This window comes from Psychrobacter sp. Pi2-51, from assembly GCF_904846665.1.
Lineage (GTDB): Bacteria > Pseudomonadota > Gammaproteobacteria > Pseudomonadales > Moraxellaceae > Psychrobacter > Psychrobacter glaciei.
Map to the genome: position 1 here is coordinate 145,043 of NZ_CAJHBP010000005.1, position 20,034 is coordinate 165,076.

Here is a 20,034-nt window from a genome sequence, read left to right on the forward strand (position 1 = left end):
AAATCGTTTAGACAATAATTAATATTAACACCGCCACTACTAGCACTACCGCCAGTAACAGCTGATAGCGCTTAATACTGTGTTGCTCTTGCTTTTGTGTCGTTATCAACGCTTGCGCTTGCTGCCACTGTGCCACCAAACTGGCCGCTTCCACGTGACCGTTTTGGGCAGCTTGCTCTAACCAATATTTACCGTTATTAATATCTTGCACGACACCAACCCCTTGGTAATACATCTTACTAAGTAAGCGCTGCGCTCGGCTGTCGTCTTTGCTGGCGGCTTGCTTAACCCATTCAACACCTGCCTCTGTGCCAGTGATTTTATCCGCAGCTAAGCCTTCACCGAGTAGCTCATACATCGCCAAACGCAGCATAGCAGCGGTATTACCAGCATGCGCGGCCTCTTGTAGTTTTAACAACGCTTGCTTTTTTGCCGCCAGATGATTCTCTGAAAAGTTAATTTGCGCACGCGGTTTAAATTGCTTGGCAACATGCTGTTCAAACTGATCCAAGACTTTGCGGGCTTGCTGATACTCAGCATTGCCTGCAGTTTGTGGCCGTTCAATCTCATCTAACTCTATGAGTAATTGGCTAAAAATCTCTGGGGTTGGTGAGGGTTTGACAGAAGTAGCTAACTTAGTTTGCGTTAATGCCGGTTCCAATTTAGACAGCTCAGGCTTTATCTCACCTTGTTGTTCATTCGATAAGTCTTTATTTGCCAGTGGATCGGCTATCATTTGCGAAACAGTAGCTTCATTCAAAGCATTTTTATTCAAAGCATTTTTATTCAAAGCATTTTTATTCAAAGCAGCTTTATTCAAATCATCTGCTGGTGTGACCGTAATATTCTGCTCTATCAAAGAGTCTACGCTAGTGCCCACTGTTTGAGAATTAGATTCTATGCTACTTGAGCCCAAATCCACTTGAGGAGCCATGCGAGCAGCCACGTTAGATTTATTGTCTTGAGTGATAATGGTAGACACGTAATCATTATTAGCGACTGGCAGTCTGGCACTAACCGCTTGATACAAGCCACTAGCAACTTGACCACCTTGAACCGCGACAAAGGGTCGATCGACATGACCAAACAAGCGAAAGCCTATCGGTTCTAGGGCAAAAAATATTGGTAAGCTGGCACTGTCATTAATATTAGCATTGGCATTAATATTGGCACTATTATTCTCACTATATAACACTGCCATATGCTGATAAAAATCATCGGTGCTCAGTGACCATATTGGATAACGTTTGCGCAGCTCGAATTGACCATACCAATGCGGCGTATTTTGCCACTGCTGTGCCAATACTTGTCCGGCATAAAACGCCAAAAACATCATAAGATTACGATAGCGTTCATCCGTTAACAGCGCATCTTCATCCCAGTTACCCGTTTTAATCAGATCACGGCGTATCTGCGATAGCAAAGTATCTACTCGCTGTAAGCTCGACAGCGACTCATCCAAAACGCAATCACGTAGCTCAGTTTCGTAGGCAATACCGCCTGCGATCGGACGATTCACTAAGAAATCTTGCCAATAGCCTGCGGCGATATAATCCAGTGGTGTTAGAGGCGATGCAGACATAAGACCAGCGTGTCCTTTTACAGTTTAATAGGTAATGAATAGGATGAAATCGTTATGATGGCGACAGTAATGCAATGTGTGGATAAAGACAATGTGTAGATAGTTTACCTTAGCCTAAAATTCAAATAGCTACAATAAACCGCTACAATAAAGGACTAAACAAGCGTACCACATTATCAAACAAACGCTCATAGCCTGCGCGCTGCTGCCATTCTGCTAACGTTAAAAAATGACAGCTCTGTAGATAAGTCTCTTGACAGTTAGCAATTTGAGCAACCATTTCAGGGGTATAAATCGCCAAGCTGACTTCCATATTGAGATAAAAACTGCGCATATCAATATTTACCGTACCAAACAGACAATAATCATCATCGATCACCACAGTTTTAGCATGTAGCAGCCCGCCCTTAAATAAGGCAATGGTGACGCCCGCCTGCAATAACTCTTCATAATACGCTTGTGACGCATGCTGCACTAAAAACGAATCGACCTTTTCGGGAACGATAATCGTTACCTCCACCCCACGCTTAGCCGCTATCGTCAGCGCACTTGATAGCGACTCATCAGGTACGAAGTATGGCGTGGTAATACAAATGCATTTATTGGCGCGATGAATAACCGTCACCAAGGTATTATAAATAACATGCGCTGTTACCTGCGGTGCCGAAGGTATCAACTGCGCGATCACGCCTTCTATTACGGGCATCTGTGGTATGACTATCGACATTGAGCCAGTATGTAGCGGCTCATCAGCATCGATACTATCACCCAAAAACTTTACCCGACTGTTGATATCATTGATAGTCGGATCCATCACATATAGCTTACGGGTATAGTTATTGATTCGCTGGTTGAGCTCGTCTAGATTGTTGTTATTTTCAGCGCCGATATCGGTGACCACAACTTTTGCCATCGCCGTCGCTATACTGATGGTACGGTGGCTCACACTACGTATCGCCACATCGATCCATTGTCCGACATTTTTATTTTGTTTAAAAAATTTAGGATCGACCAAGTTAAAGCTGCCGATATAACCAATGTATTCATCAATGACCACCATTTTTCGGTGATTACGCAGATCTGAACGTTTAAATAAGGTCTTGAACAAGCCTACCGGCAACGACTGATGAACAAAGGCACCTGCTTGCTCTAATATTCGATGCTCATTGCTATTAAAAAACCTAAAACTACCGACACTATCAGCCAATATATGGCACTCGACCCCGCGCTGTACGGCAGCTACCAACGCCTCTATCACTTCTACCACCTGCCCCTTCGGATAGATGATATAAAACTCCATCAAGATGATACTCTTTGCTGACTCAATATCATCAATCAAACGCTTAAAAATAGCACTGGGCGCGGTTAATAGCTGCATCTGGTGATCGGGAAACACCCCGAACCCTGTCCAGCGCGTCCCTATTTGGCTGACACCGCGATAGTTGTCAGGCAACAAATCTTGCCCTTTATCAAAGACCAAATGCTCCCGCTTTGCCATCTCATTCATCAGCAGGCTGGCTTGATCCATGCGTTCACGATAGCGACGTCCGATCATTGGCTCACCGAGCAGTATGTAGGCAATTAATCCTACGACAGGCAAGGTATAGAGCACAGCAACCCAAGCGATCGATACGCCAATATTGCGCTGTACCGATACAATTCGTAATGTCATGAGTATCATGAGCACGACATGTAGTATCAGCCCCAATTCTGCAAAGTCACCCAATGACCATGTCGTAAAGTACTTTTCAATAGCAAAAGTGTCTATGCCTGCCTCCATCAACCAATCAGTCAATTAATACAAATCAAATTATCCAATACCTGCACGTGCCACAAAGCATTATCAGTATAGTAGCTTTTGGCGCGCACACAATAGGTAACTATGTACCCACCATATGGGCTGAACCAGTCTTAATGTCGCTGACGTAAAAGAAAGATAATTATTAATTTATAAAATATATGAAATAACGTTTGACAGGCATATGTAAATCTATATAATACACACCCACAGCAAGGGGACTTAATTAAGTTCTATGTTGTTAGAATTTTTATTAATTTAGAGTGTGACAACTTTAAATGTTAAGACTTCTATAAGATTCCTTTTAAGGAATTTTAACTTGCGAAGCTAACGCTTCTCAGGGTGATTAGCTCAGTTGGTAGAGCGTCTGCCTTACACGCAGAATGTCGGCGGTTCGAATCCGTCATCACCCACCACTTATTTAGCGAAGTGGGCCTCTTCATAAAGGTAAAATGCTAAAGAGACCTAAGCAGCGGTAGTTCAGTTGGTTAGAATGCCGGCCTGTCACGCCGGAGGTCGCGGGTTCGAGTCCCGTCCGCTGCGCCATATTTAAAACGAATTTAAACTGTAAAGTTTAAGCAAGTTTCGCCTCAAGTATTAGTTTACTTGAGGTTTTTTTGTGTCTGCTAATTTATCTAAGTCTTTGATTTATCTATGGTTTACCACTTGGGTTTACCACTTGCCTTAGTCAAAATCTCAATCAATAACATGGTTAAATAATATAACCACATAACATAGATTGCTATAAAGTCGTCTGTCTCGGTTGTGGTGGTACAGAATAAGTGCCAACCACATGGGCGACCAAATCACTAGAGCCTTCTGAGTAAAGAGAAACCTCGCCTACGATTAATGTGCGCCCTACTTTCATTAACGTGCACTCGGCGATGATGCGGGCATCTGCTGAAGGTTTACGCAAAAAATTGATGGTTAAGCTCGTTGTCACGGTCAACGGTACAATACCGATTTTCCCCAATATTGCCACATAAATGGCCACATCAGCGACACTCATCAACACCGGCCCAGAGACCGTACCGCCAGGTCGCAGCTCATTAATACCTATCTCGTGCGATAAGGTCGAACCCTTCTCATCTACTGACTCGACCCTACATTTGGTTTGCGGAAACTCCGCCTCTATAAAAGCGACGATTTCTTGTTTGCTTGCAGACATACCTACTCCTTGGTTTTAAGTGTGCTTACTGCCGACGTTTAGCCTTTCTCATTTAAGAGACGCTAATCAAAAACAGTTACCTGATTATCTCCACCATCATTTATAGCATGATTCACATTATAAGCCGTATCTATATTAGGGCCTGTTGCCCTTAAGAACCTCAAAACTTCATCTGTTTTAGCTGCTGTCTAGTAGCACTTTTACTTGAGTATGAGAAGCAAGTGATCAAGATCAACAACCAAACACTTACAACCCAATTGACATAAGTACCAATTAGCGTAATATACACATGTTAATGATTATCATTATTATTTAACTCTTAGCCATCGAACTTTTTATATTCAGTGTTGTTTTAAAAAGCATGCTACCAATAAAAATCAACAAGCAAGCAATGCTCTGATTCTAAAGGGCTTTCAAATCATCAAAAGTTGTTTAAATTATAATCATCATACTTTTTGATATACAACCAATCAGTCAAATAAAGGAAGGTATTAAAATGGCAAAACCCACCCCAAGAATGCTAGAGGTTGTTCGCACCAAATACCTCACGCCACATATGTGCCGCGTCACGCTTGGCGGTGCTGGACTGACTGATTTTCCAGTAGACCAAGAAAGTGCTTATATCAAACTCATTTTTCCTCAAGGCGAAGAGAATCGACCACTGATGCGCACGTATACTGTGAGCGTCCAACGTAACGGTGAAATCGATGTCGATTTTGCTTTGCATGAGACAGAAGGCCCTGCTTCAACATGGGCACGCAACGCCCAAGTGGGTGAGCAAATATTGATAGGCGGCCCTGGACCAAAGAAGCTTATCAATAATGAGGCTGATTGGTTTTTATTGATCGGCGACATGACCGCTCTACCTGCCATTACCGTCAATCTTGCTCAGCTACCTGCTGACGCACACGGCTATGCAGTCCTTGAGATTACCACCGAAGCAGATAAGCAACTACTCAAAAAACCCGACAACGTCGACATTCATTGGGTGATAAATGCACATCCAAATGCACAAAGCAGCCCATTACTTGATCGTGTTAAAACGCTTACTTGGTTGACAGGACGACCTGCGGTGTGGGCGGCATGTGAATTCCATAGTATGCGTGCCCTGCGTCACTACTTTAAAGTAGATCGTTCAATACCAAAAACGCATTTATACATATCCAGTTATTGGAAAGTCGATAGCACAGAAGATCAGCATAAAGTTGTAAAGCAAAAGGATGCAGAGAACGTATTATAATTTCGGTGTGCCAGCACGTATAAACGAAACTGACATCGAAACTGACATCGAAACTGACATCAAAAATAAAAAAGTCCGCTTATAGGCGGACTTTTTCGTCAAAAATATGATTAAGAATATCTATGTAACCTTGAACGAACCTCGAATCAATTAACCCTAATGCCATAGTCGGTTCAAGAACATTCAGGTACAAGGAAAGCAAGTCATTCAGGTACAAGGAAAGCAAGTTAAAGCACTACAAATAGTAGACTAAACAAGCCTGCCTCCATACCTGATTTATAGTGAATTGATTATATTAAGCAAGCAAGACATCACCATGCTCATCACGTAAGTTATTTTTCATCATTTTCCCTGCGCCGTTGAGCACAATATTATCTACAAAGACGACTTTATCAGGTATTTGCCAACTGGCCACTTTACCTTTATAGAACTCAAGAATCTGCGCTTCATCTACTGCCGAGTCCGCTTCTTTGACGACAATTAAGACTGGACGCTCGCCCCATTGTTTATGAGCCGCCGCAATCGCTGCAGCCATCTTAACCTCTGGATGCTCCACAGCGATGTTTTCTAATTCCACAGAAGATATCCACTCACCGCCTGATTTGATCAAATCTTTTGAACGGTCACGTATGTTCATATAACCATCGGCATCAATCGTGGCGATATCACCGGTATCAAACCAGCCATCGGCAGTGATGGCATCTTTATTTTCAGTAAAATAATCATCAATGACCCAATGCCCACGAATCTGTAAGCGCCCTTGTGACTCGCCATCTTCGGCGACTGGCTTATCTTTTTGTTCGGTATCCATCAGACGTATCTTGACACCATAAGGAGGGCGACCTTGCGATTTACGCAGCTCATTAATTTCTTCTTTACTGAGCGATTTGTGCTTGGCTTTTATCTGATTCATCGTACCGAGCGGACTGGTCTCAGTCATGCCCCAACCATGTATCGCATCGCAGTTAAAGTCCTCTCTAAAGGTTTTGATGATTGATGGCGGACATGCTGCACCGCCGACGATCGTACGCGTCATACTGTCCAGCTTACTGCCTTTGTTTTTGGCAGCGGTTAGCAGACTTTGCCAAATAGTTGGCACACCCAAAGCCACAGTCACTTTATAGTCATCAATTACTGCGACTAAGCTGTCACCATCAAGATTTGGACCGGGCAATATCAAAGAGCAGCCAGTCAGGGCAGCGGCATAAGGCGTGCCCCACGCGTTGACATGGAACATCGGCACTACTGGTAGCAAGACATCTTGGGCAGACAACGAGGACACATCGGGCATACACAAAGCCATCGCATGCAGAACTGAGGAACGATGAGAGTACAAAATGCCTTTGGGATTGCCTGTCGTTCCTGAGGTATAACAGAGTGAGCTTGCAAGCTTTTCATCAAACTGCGGCCAGTCAAAATCAGGGCTATTATCTGCCAGCAACTCATCAAAGAACAGAGCATTCGGTAACTGCTCCAAGACTTTTTCGTCTCTATCACCCAAATAAATAAAGTGCTTAATGCCTTTGATATGCTCTTTGATAGCGGTAATTAGTGGCAAAAAAGTAATGTCAAAGAACAAAGCTTGATCCTCCGCATCATTAATGATGTAGGCAAGCTGTTCGGGGAATAAACGGGGATTAATAGTATGGCAAATCATACCGCTACCCGAGATTGCGTACCACGCTTCTAGGTGACGACGATTGTTCCATGCCAAGGTGGCGATGCGCTCTGATGACTTAAGTCCCAGTGCTTGTAGCGCATTTGCCAAACGTTTTGAGTTATTGGAGACGGTCAACCAATCACTCTTGGTCATCTCGCCATTGACTTCTTTTGACAAGATAGCGGTATCACCATGATATTGGGCGGCGTGCTCAATGAGGCTGCTAATGAGCAGCGGCTGATACATCATTTTTCCTAACATCTGAATATCCTTATATTGATTTTAGTGCTCGTCCGTGGGCATATTTTATATATGGAGCCTCATCAGTATACGTCAGTCTGAACAGTTAGAAAAATTAATTTCGTCTGATAGAAATAAAGAATATATCTTTTTTTCTTAATTAAGTAGCCGTTGTAGATGTCCTTATCAGTCTCTTTATTAACACTTTCGAGACTGCCTACTACGTGTTCGTTCATCGGATGAACACGCTTATTTACACTTATATTTGCCCGTTATTTTCTAGAAATATACTGTCTCAATTTATGTTAAACCAGACATATTAGAAAACGAAAGCCTGCACCTGTTTACGATCCAGAATGCACTACAACATTAGGCAAACCTTGTACCGCTCTGTTTGCCGCGTCAATAGCACCAGCGACATAGCCAGGGAACGCCCCTGACCACTCACTACCGCAACCTGTTAGACAGTCCTGCCACTCGCCTGCTGTTGGCTTGGAAGCAGGTGCTACTGCGTGCTGACCTGTGCCACTGGCATCAGCAGGCATCGCCGTAAATGGATCTTGCGCCCAGTCTTTGATATATTCAGCCTTTGGTTTATCTGCTTGTACACCAAATAGACGTACCATCTGCGCGCGGCAATGTGCTTTTAGCTCCCTCTCCGAAACATTTTGGCGCACTTGCGCAGGGACGCCAAAGAAACCAAACACAGCGCCTTTGCCTTCTATTAAAGAAGCATCGTGAATCTCAGTAAGCGGCCCTATCGCGCTGCGTGCTGCACCTGACAGTCCTTGATTGCGCCAAAAGGGCGAGTCATAAACCGCCACATACTTGGCATGTGGTGCCATCCAAGTGGCGGTCTCTTGCCACTCTATCGCTAAACTTTGCGGTAAAGCAGGTTCAAATACAATATTATTGCCCGCCAACCTCGGTGGTAGCGCAAGCAATACATGCTGCGCTCGCAACGTAGTCGCATACCTAAAGCTATCTTCGCTCTCTATTTCGATATGCTGACCAGTCTTGGTTAAACGCTTTACGATTTGATCGGTTATGACACGCTTGACATCTAAGCGAGCATATAAAGCATCAGTTAGCGCCGTCATTCCACCCACGAGGCGCATAGATGGTGGCGAGCTCTGATAGCCTTGCGTGCGGATAGGCATCTCATTGGCAGTACGCTCAACCATCATGTCGCCTTCTTCGAACTGAGCGAAACGTGTCAAATCTAATGCCTCAATCAAATCACTTAATTGCGGCTGATACTCTGGCCAAAACCACGACGGCCCTAAATCAAAGCCGTCGTTTGATTTTTCATGATCGCCACTTTGACTGCTAGCACTCATATCTGCTGATGACTTGGCAACAGTGATACGCCCGCCCAATCTATCACGAGCCTCTATCAATATATAATCGATGCCTTTTTGCTCTAATAAAAATGCCGCATATAGACCGCTTAAGCCACCGCCAACAATCACAATAGGTACGTCTTGCATATCAAATCATTCCTGCTTAATTGAAATTATTCACCCAACAACTTAGTCAGCATCTCATCTATCTCAACTTTAAACTCTTTATCTTCAATCTTATTTGCCGTGATTTTGGCATTTTGTAGACTTTGAATAGCCGCTTCTTTATTACCTGTTTCAAGCTGTAGCACCGCCATAGAAAAAGCAATCGACGACAGATGATCTTTTGAATTGATCGCCGTGGCTTTTTCGAGTGCTTTGTCATAAATGACCAGTGCTTCGTCCAAATCTTCTGTAAAGTCAGCCAACGTCTCCCACTGCTCTGGATGATCTTTGTCTGTGTTTTCGTTATCAGTACAGATGGCTTTTAGCTCAGCATAAAACGCATCAAATTTTTCTTGATTACCGATACGGTCAGCCTCTAGTAACTCTTCTGCCAATTTATAAATAGATTTATATATTTTGGTATTAATCATTGCTTACAACCTTTTATTGACTTGGGGTATAGATTATTTGGTTAGGATTATAACGTAATTCTAGGGCGTGTCCTCATTTTAAAAATGGTGATAAAAATGAGATAAATTGCAGTCAAACAAGGAAAATAGCGCAGATAATATCGGGATATTAACCAGCTATTTAACGATTTTTGACAAAATTTAGCCATTTTTAGCCCGTTTAGATATGATCAATTGAATTGAGGACACGCCCTAGCGGCTCAGATGATTGCCACAGAAAAGGACACGATATTTATATGGCTGCTATTAAGATTACTATGAACCTTATTAAGGTTGCTATTCATACTATAGTCGATTCAATTTAAAAGTAGTACAAGGCAACCAAGTGTAGATGTATATTTGATACTTCAAGCGAGGTTAACGCTGTAATACTTTTATAGTGGAATGACTATATTAAGGTTACAACTCTCGCCAGTGCAACCAAAGCCGCGTATCTAACTCAAATTGATGATATTCAGGCTCCATATGGCAGCATAATTGATAAAACGCTTTGTTATGCTCATGCTCTTTAAAGTGCGCCAACTCATGTACGACGATCATGCGCAAAAACTCAGGCGGTGCTTCTTGAAACAAGCTGGCCACGGTGATGCTGTTGTGCGATTTCAGCTTACTGCCCTGTACGCGAGACTGAGTGGTATGGATACCCAGCGCATGTTTTAAGACTTTTAATTTACTGCTATAACTGACATTCGATAACGGGCCAACTTTGCGCATATACTGGTTTTTAATGTCATTGATATATTGATAAAGCACCTTATCGCTTTGCACCTGATGCTGAGTGGGATACTTTTTTTCTAGATAAGCGCCCAAGTTACCATCGCTAATGAGTAACGCGGCTTGGGTTTGAATTTGCTCAGAATAATGAGCGATGTACTTTAATGTGGTCACAAATTTATCCTTTGCTGGTACTTCAAATTTTGTCTGTATAGATTTTACCCTATATCTACTATCTGCCTATCATTGGTTCATAAAAAAACCCCATAAGCTGAATTCAACTTATGGGGTTATTTTTTACAATATTTTTACTTAAATATTCAGAACGTGTTGATAAATCAATTAACGCTCTAAATGTAGATACTGCAAATGACGCTCGTACTGATTTAAAATATCGACCAATACTTGCTCTTTGGAGTAGCCCACCAAGTCATATTCTTGCGAGCCTTCGCTTAAGAACACTTCCGCACGATAATAGTATTCTGCGTTCTTAGTTGAGGTGCTCAATGTAAAGTTAGGACGTTCCGCTTTGATCAAATTAACTTCATAAATAAAGTCATCTTCATCGCCATGTCCAACACGCAATTTGAGACCATCTATTTGACCGCTACTCTCGTCCATACCCTCATCTATATCTTGCCCGATATGTTCAGGGTTACGGATATCCAAAGACGTCTTTAGACCACCTGCGGCAAACTCTTTTTCAACTTCCGTCATGGCAGGTCTGACCACATTTTGTAAAAACCGTTCAACTTGTGCATGTTTAGGGAAGCTAACAATACGTTGCAAGCGAGCTTTCCAGCTCTTACCGCTATCGAGCACGTTAGCCGTACCAATCGTACTGGCTTTGCGCTTATTGCCCTCTTCTTTTAATGATCTCCACATCGCCACCATATAGAGCACAAGAATGAGTGAGAATGGCAAACCTGCAATCACAGATACTGACTGTAATGAGGCAAAACCACCAGCAAACAATAATCCTAAGGTAATAAGACCGGTCGCTGCTGCCCAAAATAAGCGTAACCAAACAGGTGCATCAGTATCATTGGTCATACCTCTTGAGCTCAAGTTTGCTAATACTAACGCGCCTGAGTCAGCTGAAGTCACAAAGAATACTAACCCAATCACAACACCTGCAAATGATAGCACTTCGCTGTAAGGGAAATACTCAAACAAGGCAAACATGCCCATCGCCGCATCATTGACTGCGATTTCACCAAGTTCAGTGGCACCATTGGCAACCAAGTCTATCGCTGAGTTACCAAAGATAGAGAACCAAGCAAAGATGAAACCAAGTGGGATAAACATCACACCAAATACGAACTCACGCAGGGTACGACCACGGCTAATACGCGCAATAAACAGACCTACGAACGGTGCCCAAGCGACCCACCATGCCCAGAAAAATATCGTCCAGCCTGACTTCCAGTCAGCGCCTGCTTGACCATCATAAGCATAAACATCAAAAGTTTTGAAAACGATGGTTTGGAAGTATTGACCAATATTTTGGGTAAAGGTATTCAGCAAATAAACCGTGTTACCCATCACCAATATCGCGATTAATAGCAATATCGAAGACAGCATGTTGAATTCGGATAAACGGCGGACGCCTCTTTCCACACCAGTCATCGCAGAGATCGCCGCGGCAGCGACCACACCTATGATGATAAAGGTTTGAACCATTTTGCTAGATTCAATCCCAAACACATGAGTCAAACCAGCATTGGCTTGCAATACACCAATACCTAAACTGGTCGCGATACCCATCAAGGTACAAACCACACCAAAGGTATCGATACCATCACCAAGCCAGCCTTTAATTAAGCGCTCGCCAAAGATAGGCGTCAGTGGTGAACGTAACGCGAGTGGCATGTTTTTACGGTAAGCAAAGTACGCCAATGCCATCCCGATTAAGGCATAAATGCCCCAGCCATGTAGACCCCAATGTAAAAAGGTCTGCGCAAGTGCTTCACGCATAGCCGCCTCACTGGCAGGCTCTAACCCCGTATGCGGCGTCAGGTAATGCATCAACGGCTCAGACGCACCAAAGAATAATAAATCAATACCGATACCAGCGGAGAACAGCATCGCGGCCCACGCTAAAAAGGGAAATTGCGCCTTTTCGTGATCTTGACCAAGCTTGATATCGCCATACTTAGAAAAGCCAACAAACAAGGCAAATATACTATAAGCGGCAACCACCAGCATGTAATACCAGCCAAAGCTCTCTGATACCCATGCCATACTCGAACTTAATAGCGCCTCACTATAATCTGGAAACGCAATCGTCCAGATTATCAATAAAATAGAAATAATAGCTGAGCCTAAAAAAACCGTCTTATTTAGAGTCAGGGGTTTCGTCGCATCCTTTGATGGCGAGCTGTACATAAAAGACCTCAATAGGTAAATTAAACAGGGTCTGATATTGCTTTGTCCGTCATAACTTTATGACTGATAACCGCGTGACATACAAATAACTGCATGACGCACAAAGCAGTACCAATAAATAAAAATTTGTTGCTCAAGTAATGACCACTTCCATAATGGCTACTTCAGTAATTACTTAAGCAACAAGGTAAGTCATTAAAAAATCAATTTTAATGGTGTTCGTTTTCTAAAACAGTAGCACGGATAAAAAAGACCTTTATAAAAAGGCCTTCTTATTAATATTTAATTTAAACAGAACCATAAGCACGCATCGGCTCAGCTCTCAATGGTGCACCATTGGCGGTAAAATAATCTACCGTCGAGCGTGGTAATTGTACGCCGCGCATTTTATCAACGATTTTTTCTGCCAGCATAATGGTGGTCGCGTTGAGATTACCACTGATGATATTTGGCATAATTGACGCATCAACCACGCGCAAGCCATCGATGCCGTGTACGAGTCCTTCACCATTGACGACCGAATCATTGTCTTCGCCCATCGCACAGGTACAAGACGGATGATAAGCGGTTTCGCTATGATTACGGACATATTCATCTAACTGTGCATCAGTCACTAGATCATCCGTTGGTGCAATCGAGCGACCACGATAAGGATCAAGTGCTGGCTGATGCATAATCTCACGAGTGATGCGCATGGCAGCACGGAACTCTTGCCAATCTTGATCATGAGACATATAGTTAAACAAGATACTTGGATGAGCACTTGGGTCTTTCGACGTCAGCTTGACACGACCACGACTGGGCGAGCGTAATGAGCCCACGTGTGCTTGGAAGCTATGCGATTTAACCGCACTACGACCATCGTAGCGTACCGCCAGTGGTAAAAAATGGTACTGAATATTAGGATGCGTAAATTTCTCATCGGTACGAATAAAACCGCCACCTTCGAACTGATTTGACGCGCCAAGACCCGTACCATTGAATAACCACTCCGCGCCGATGGCGGGCTTGTTCCACCATTTATTGGCAGGTGCAATCGACACTGGCAGCTTACATTCATACTGCATATACAGCTCTAAATGATCTTGCAAATTATTACCCACACCTGGCAAATCTAGAATCTCATTGACACCTAAGTCTTTTAGCCATTGACCAGGACCAATACCAGAGCGCTGCAATAGTTGTGGCGAAGCAATTGCACCAGAGGAAACAATCACTTCACGCGATGCATGAAAGTTCTTGGTTTGACCTTGATGCTCGACTTTGACACCGATGGCACGCTTACCATCAAACAAGATTACATCGGTCAATGCACCCGTCAAAATCGTAATATTGCTGCGCGGTTTAGCACGGTCCAGATAGCCACGGGACGTTGAGGCACGGCGACCATTAGGCGTCACGAAGCGATCCATCGGCCCAAAGCCTTCTTGCTGATAGCCGTTTAAATCGTCGGTACTCGGATAGCCAGCTTGCACGCCAGCTTCAATCATCGCTTGAAACAGTGGGTTGACCCCTGGTTTTGAAGTGGTCATCTCAACAGGACCACCCACACCATGATAGTCATTCTCGCCAGCATCACGGTTTTCTAATTTTTTAAAATAAGGCAGGCAATCCAGATACGTCCAATCTTCTAAGCCTTTAATCTCAGACCAATCATCAAAATCTAGCGCATTGCCACGGATATAACACATACCGTTAATCAATGATGAGCCGCCCAGTCCTTTACCGCGACCGCAGTCCATCACACGATTATTCATATTCGGTTCAGGATCGGTTTTGTAGCCCCAGTTATAAGTAGTTCCTTGCAACGGCATGGCGAGCGCTGCTGGCATCTGCGTACGAAAATCTAAGCGATGGTCTGGACGACCCGCTTCTAGCAGCAGCACCTTAATGTTGGCATTTTCGGTCAAACGTGTGGCCAGCACATTGCCTGCTGATCCTGCGCCAACGATGATGTAGTCATACTCAGGTGTGGTTGATGTCATAAAACGCTCCATAATATTGAAAAATAAATCATTTACTATCAGTAAAGTCGAACAAAAAACAAATTAGCTCTACTGAACTACTTTACTGATTAAAAACTGATCAAAAACTTTCTCAATAAAAGTAATTAAAAGACAGACTCAAACGCGCCCAATTCTACTTGGATAGATTTGGTCTGCGTATAATGCTCAAGGGCTTCAATGCCGTTTTCGCGGCCAACACCTGAATGCTTGTAACCGCCGACTGGCATTTGAGCAGCTGACTCGCCCCATGTGTTTAACCAGCAGATACCCGCTTCTATTTGAGCAATGACTCGATGTGTTCGGGTCAAATCAGCAGTCACGACCCCAGCTGCCAATCCATACTCAGTATCATTGGCACGGCGAATAACTTCTTCTTCGGTCTCATAAGTCAATATCGACATTACTGGGCCAAAAATTTCTTCACGTACGATAGTCATTTCATCAGTACAGTCAGTGAATACCGTCGGTGCGACGAATGCGCCATTTGCCAATTCGCCTGTTGTCACACGCGCGCCGCCCGTTAGCAGTCGTGCGCCACTGGCTTTACCTTGCTCGATATAACCCAGCACTCTTTCCATATGCGGGAAGCTGACTAGTGGGCCCATGTTGATGTTTTCATCCATTGGATCACCCAACTTAATACGCTCAACACGCAATAATATGGCTTCTTCAAACTTGACCTGTAAGGCTTTAGGGATAAATACACGCGTGCCATTGGTACAAACCTGACCACTGCTATAGAAGTTCGCCATCATCGCGATGTCCGCAGCCGTATCGATGTCCGCATCATCAAAGATAATCAATGGCGACTTGCCACCCAGCTCTAATGTCACGTCTTTAAGAGACGATGATGCCGCACTCGACATGACTTTTTTACCCGTCGGTACGCCACCCGTAAACGAGACTTTGGCGATATCAGGATGCTGAGTTAAGGCTTCACCCACTTTATAATTGCCTTGCACGACGTTAAATACGCCATCTGGTAAGCCCGCTTCTGTCAAAATTTCTGCCAGTTTCAATGCCGTCAACGGTGTCACTTCTGACGGCTTGAAGATCATCGCATTACCAGCAGCTAGTGCTGGTGCTGCTTTCCACATCGCGATTTGAATCGGATAGTTCCATGCGCCAATACCAGCGACCACGCCAAGTGGCTCACGACGAGTATAGACAAAGCTGGTATCACGTAGTGGAATCTGACGACCTTCAATCATCGGTGCCAGACCTGCATAATATTCAACGACATCCGCACCAGTGACGATATCGACATACTTGGTCTCAGAATAAGCTTTGCCAGTGTCTTTTGTCTCAAGTAGTGCTAGCACATCATTACGCTCGCGTAGTATCTCAACCGCCTTTGATAGGATTCGACCACGCTCAACCGCTGTCAATGCTGCCCAAACTTTTTGACCTTTTTGTGCTGCTTTAACAGCCTCATCAATTTGCTCATTGGTCGTTTGTTGGATGGTCGCCAGCACTTCACCCGTCGCTGGATTGATATCTTCAAAAGTCGTCAGCGTTTCATCTACCGCCAAGTAACGGCCGTTAATATAAGCCGTTTGAATTTGTTCTAAGTCGATAATGTCTGTTAAGTTATTTGAGTTTGTATTAGTAGCTGTCATGCAGTGCTCCTATTGACGACTGGCAAAAGCCTTATGAACAAGCTAGTACCGAATAATGTCGTCATGGTTTAAGTTTTAAAAATAAAAGTTATATCGTTATATGATTAAAAGTCGTTGTGTGACTAAAATTTGTTATATGGCTAAAAATCGTTATGTACTTATCAATTGTTCTTTAATAAATTATTTGAGCGCAGCGTTTTAATAAACGCGCTGCACCATCTTTATGCATCGAAGCCACGTTGCGTCATTTTTATCAAGCGATCACGTAATGACTGTTTGTCTACTATGTCAATGCCGGAAAAATCTGAGAGCCAAATCCCATCAGCGACCAAACGTGCCATACATAAGGTCTCGGTATTATCAGTTGGCTCATGCTTTTTCAATTGCTGATTCGACCACTCAGCCCATAATTCGCGCAGCTCACTATCGCCTAGCATCAATACATACAACGTTGCTTGACTATGAAATTCTGCCTGTCCTTTTTCGCCTAGGCTAATCGTGGCATCGATATAAGCGCGGGTAAAAGAGCCATAACGCACGGGGTCTTTAGCCATTGCTGTATCTACTTCTGCCTCAAACTTCGCCATCGCATCATGAAACACTTCCAAAATTAGCGCGTTTTTAGTGGCGAAATGGTGCATAACGCCACCTTTGGTTACCCCAACGGCATCAGCGACTGCTTGAAAGGTCACTTTAGACAACCCTTGCTCTAGCGTTATTCGTGCTGCCTGATCGAGCAGCGCCCGACGCACAACTTCTGGCTGTTTTTTACGTTTGTAAGCGTTTTCCACTTCCATATCAATGCACCACAGAATTAGAGAATAAGTTCATCACCATCACACCGCCCACAATCATAGCGATACCAACTGCTGCTGCTGTATCGAGGCTTTGCTTAAAAAACACCAAGCCCACGAGTGATGTCAGTACGATTCCGAGTCCGCCCCACAGCGCGTAGGCAATACCAAGCGGTATGGTTTTAAGGGTCTGCGTCAACAAATAAAACGAGATGACATAAAGCAAACCCATAATGAGCGTCGGTACCAAACGCGTAAACTGCTCTGACTTCATCAAGAAGGTGGTGCCGATCACTTCACAAATGATGGCAATGGCTAAATATCCATAAGCAATAGTGGTAGGACTCATATTTAGAACATCCATAACAATTTATGGCACATAGCGACAAAGCACCGCATACAAAAGAAACCATACGGTCGGTATTCTATAGAAATAAACCAGTAATGTGAAGGTAATTTTACAATTTTATATTGCTAGACGATGTACAAATTCTCTTAGTATTCAAAAAGATAGGCAATTCATCTAATCAAATATGATTGCAAGGACTGATAGCTAACACTGATGAATGCTTATTTTAATGATTAATTAATATGGCTAAAACCTTCTGTAAAGGCCTATCAATTAAGGCTTGCCCTCGTTTCTTAATCCTAGTCACTTAATAAAGATTTCAGATATAGGTGTTCACTAAAACAGCCCGTTTAATAAGGGATTACGGGTTATTTTTGATAAGTTACGACAATATTTATTATTAATGTCATAATAAGGTTGACAGCCTCGAACGACTTGGCTAAAATGTGCCCCACATAACGCAAACAAGATAAGTAATCGCTTTGATATAAAGCATGAATAATCTGCTGTTATGACCATCTATTCTCCAATAGCTCAGTTGGTAGAGCAACGGACTGTTAATCCGTGTGTCCCTGGTTCGAGCCCAGGTTGGAGAGCCATATACTAAAAACCTTCATCATAATTTGATGGAGGTTTTTTTATTGTTACCCCTTTTATATTTACTTCTAATAATATTAGCACAGCTGCGGTGTTCTTTTAGACATTTTTGTTGTATGGTAAGGTTAGTCTTGATTCGGTTTGTTTTTGTTTGAGTGCTTTGCTCCTACTCACTAAAAGTAATGGTTTATTATGATACCTGTACGTATAAAAAATAGATTTTCTGATCATCCGCAAAAAATCATGCGGCCAGTCAGCATTCGTCTGTCTGAAGAAATGATTTCGCTACTAGAAGCGACTTCGTCTGAGTTAGGTTTCAAACGTATTCAAGGTCTTATACGCTTGTATATTCGTCAAGGTCTCGATCGTGACCATCAGGATTACACCCTAGCCCATGATGAAGTATTTATCGAAACCCTCCGTAAGCGCGGTGTGAGCCAACATATCATCGATGAGGCTATTGTGGTAACGCACAATAACAATATTTCTCATCCTTTGTCTGAGCTACAGAACAACGATTAGTAGCACTGCTATTAAATGCTATTAGAAAAGTACATGTAAAAAGTCATTGGTCCGTCATATAAAACCTCATAATGATTTTTATTAAAAAAGACCAAGTTTGCTACAGCGAACTTGGTCTTTTTTTGTCTGTTATAAAGATTAAAGCATTATTGATATTTTTTAAATTCGCTTCTCGTTATGTGCTTTCCTTTCGTACTTAAAGTCACTCGTCTTTTTTAGCGCTCTATTAAATTTGCTACCGTATTTAGCCATAATTAAACACAAGTTGTCATTAAACGAGGTATATTAATAAAATAATCGCGAATATTTATTGGGTTTCAACATAATAAAGATTTACAAGGAGGTGTACGATGACGAGCTTACATCAGCGTTTCAACAAAACTTTGTTTTCAACCATGACGGTAGCAATGCTAGTAATTGCGACTGGCTGCTCATCGCCGCAGACTGACCCAAGTAAAACAACCATACCAACAGATTCAGACCAATGGCAAAAGAAATTGGGGCAAACTTTTGAGCAATTATCCCAGCCCGATCAACAAGTACTTAGCCGATATATGCTGCGAATGAAGCTCAGTGACGCATACGAATCTGGTGCGATGCCGCGTACCACCATCAAGCAAGCCCTTGTGCAACAGCGTGAATATGAACGACTACATCCAAACAACCCTACCGGTAAAAAAAGCCCTATTGTCAGCAGTCAGCCAGCTTATAGTGCCAATGCACAGAACTACCCTGTCGCTCTATTACCAGTCAAAGCCAGTGATAGCGACAGCTTAAACCAAGTAAAATTGCAGTTCATGCTATCAAACCACGGTCAAGTCGCTATTCAAAGCTTCAAAGGCACACTGACCATGCAAGACATTAAGCTGGCGCAAGGCAAAAGCTTTAACGTACCACTAACCCAGTTTAATCCCTCTATCAAACCAGAACAGTCTGGCAAAATTATCATTGAGAGTAGTATTGAGGACATTAACGTCATGCGCGCCATAAAAAACACCAAAGACATGACTATTATGATCAGCAAAGGCACATTGGTGTTAGAGAATGGGCAAGAAATTGAGTTCGATGAGTCGCTGATAAAGTAAAAGCAGTCATTCAGATAATTGATAAAAATGGTGTTATAAAATTCATCATAAAAAAAGCCCCAATCATTGCTGATTGGGGCTTTTTCGAATTTGGAGGAGACGGAGAGATTCGAACTCTCGAAGGGCTACAAACCCTTGTCGGTTTTCAAGACCGGTGCATTCAACCACTCTGCCACGTCTCCATTGGTGCAATATTATAGCGATATAACATGAGAATGCAAGCAATTAATTGAACAAATTTAAATTATTTTGATGCTATCGTTGATTCCGTTTAAAAAAGAGTTAAGGCAACTG

At 43.0% G+C, this 20,034-nt stretch carries 15 protein-coding genes and 4 tRNA genes; 6 read left to right on the forward strand and 13 right to left on the reverse strand.

From position 1 onward, the window contains the following. Positions 1-7: 7 nt before the first annotated feature. Complete coding sequence (locus tag JMY08_RS04305) at positions 8-1,582, reverse strand: tetratricopeptide repeat protein (protein ID WP_201591177.1); 1,575 nt, start codon at positions 1,580-1,582, stop codon at positions 8-10. 142 nt (positions 1,583-1,724) lie between these two features. Beyond that, positions 1,725-3,362 (reverse strand): cardiolipin synthase, encoded by a 1,638-nt coding sequence (locus tag JMY08_RS04310; RefSeq protein WP_194619637.1) that lies wholly within the window; start codon positions 3,360-3,362, stop codon positions 1,725-1,727. Positions 3,363-3,720: 358 nt separating this feature from the next. On the opposite strand from JMY08_RS04310, the gene JMY08_RS04315 reads away from it, so the two are divergent. Both JMY08_RS04315 and JMY08_RS04320 read left to right on the forward strand, forming a co-directional pair. After that, positions 3,721-3,796, forward strand: a tRNA-Val gene (locus JMY08_RS04315). Positions 3,797-3,849: 53 nt separating this feature from the next. After that, positions 3,850-3,926 (forward strand) — tRNA-Asp (locus JMY08_RS04320). Positions 3,927-4,122: 196 nt separating this feature from the next. Here the strand turns inward: JMY08_RS04320 and JMY08_RS04325 are convergent. Beyond that, positions 4,123-4,548: a PaaI family thioesterase gene (locus JMY08_RS04325; protein ID WP_189580385.1), complete on the reverse strand. Its 426-nt coding sequence runs from the start codon at positions 4,546-4,548 to the stop codon at positions 4,123-4,125. Positions 4,549-5,044: 496 nt separating this feature from the next. Between JMY08_RS04325 and JMY08_RS04330 the strand changes: the two genes are divergently transcribed. Then, positions 5,045-5,788, forward strand: a complete 744-nt coding sequence (locus tag JMY08_RS04330; RefSeq protein ID WP_201591180.1) for a siderophore-interacting protein — start codon at positions 5,045-5,047, stop codon at positions 5,786-5,788. Between the two features lie 295 nt (positions 5,789-6,083). Here JMY08_RS04330 and JMY08_RS04335 read toward each other — a convergent pair whose 3' ends face one another. From JMY08_RS04335 to JMY08_RS04375, 9 genes are all read right to left on the reverse strand, one after another. After that, positions 6,084-7,709 carry a long-chain-fatty-acid--CoA ligase gene (locus JMY08_RS04335; protein WP_201591183.1) on the reverse strand — a complete coding sequence of 542 codons (1,626 nt, stop codon included), beginning with the start codon at positions 7,707-7,709 and terminating at the stop codon, positions 6,084-6,086. A gap of 323 nt (positions 7,710-8,032) precedes the next feature. Beyond that, positions 8,033-9,178, reverse strand: a complete 1,146-nt coding sequence (locus JMY08_RS04340; protein WP_201591201.1) for a flavin monoamine oxidase family protein — start codon at positions 9,176-9,178, stop codon at positions 8,033-8,035. A gap of 26 nt (positions 9,179-9,204) precedes the next feature. Further along, complete coding sequence (locus tag JMY08_RS04345; RefSeq protein WP_201591204.1) at positions 9,205-9,627, reverse strand: tetratricopeptide repeat protein; 423 nt, start codon at positions 9,625-9,627, stop codon at positions 9,205-9,207. Between the two features lie 438 nt (positions 9,628-10,065). Then, positions 10,066-10,554: a M48 family metallopeptidase gene (locus JMY08_RS04350; protein ID WP_194619091.1), complete on the reverse strand. Its 489-nt coding sequence runs from the start codon at positions 10,552-10,554 to the stop codon at positions 10,066-10,068. 168 nt (positions 10,555-10,722) lie between these two features. Beyond that, positions 10,723-12,768, reverse strand: coding sequence for a choline BCCT transporter BetT (gene betT, locus JMY08_RS04355; RefSeq protein ID WP_194619092.1), 2,046 nt, complete (start codon positions 12,766-12,768; stop codon positions 10,723-10,725). A 287-nt stretch (positions 12,769-13,055) separates the two neighbouring features. Further along, positions 13,056-14,753, reverse strand: coding sequence for a choline dehydrogenase (gene betA / locus JMY08_RS04360; RefSeq protein WP_201591223.1), 1,698 nt, complete (start codon positions 14,751-14,753; stop codon positions 13,056-13,058). Between the two features lie 125 nt (positions 14,754-14,878). Then, on the reverse strand, positions 14,879-16,393 hold the full coding sequence (betB, locus tag JMY08_RS04365) for a betaine-aldehyde dehydrogenase (protein ID WP_201591226.1): 1,515 nt from the start codon (positions 16,391-16,393) through the stop codon (positions 14,879-14,881). Positions 16,394-16,614: 221 nt separating this feature from the next. After that, on the reverse strand, positions 16,615-17,190 hold the full coding sequence (locus JMY08_RS04370) for a TetR/AcrR family transcriptional regulator (RefSeq protein WP_189580347.1): 576 nt from the start codon (positions 17,188-17,190) through the stop codon (positions 16,615-16,617). 1 nt (position 17,191) lies between these two features. Continuing rightward, the gene (locus JMY08_RS04375; protein WP_010196452.1) at positions 17,192-17,536 is read right to left on the reverse strand and encodes a DMT family transporter; all 345 of its coding nucleotides are present in this window, start codon (positions 17,534-17,536) and stop codon (positions 17,192-17,194) included. 523 nt (positions 17,537-18,059) lie between these two features. Here JMY08_RS04375 and JMY08_RS04380 point away from each other — a divergent pair. The 3 genes from JMY08_RS04380 (at position 18,060) to JMY08_RS04390 (ending at position 19,740) form a co-directional block, all read left to right on the forward strand. Further along, positions 18,060-18,135: transfer RNA gene (locus JMY08_RS04380), tRNA-Asn, on the forward strand. 190 nt (positions 18,136-18,325) lie between these two features. Continuing rightward, positions 18,326-18,655 carry a CopG family transcriptional regulator gene (locus JMY08_RS04385; protein ID WP_201591229.1) on the forward strand — a complete coding sequence of 110 codons (330 nt, stop codon included), beginning with the start codon at positions 18,326-18,328 and terminating at the stop codon, positions 18,653-18,655. Between the two features lie 350 nt (positions 18,656-19,005). Then, complete coding sequence (locus JMY08_RS04390) at positions 19,006-19,740, forward strand: hypothetical protein (RefSeq protein ID WP_201591232.1); 735 nt, start codon at positions 19,006-19,008, stop codon at positions 19,738-19,740. A gap of 91 nt (positions 19,741-19,831) precedes the next feature. On the opposite strand, the gene JMY08_RS04395 is transcribed toward JMY08_RS04390, so the two are convergent. Beyond that, positions 19,832-19,922, reverse strand: a tRNA-Ser gene (locus tag JMY08_RS04395). Positions 19,923-20,034: the final 112 nt, after the last annotated feature.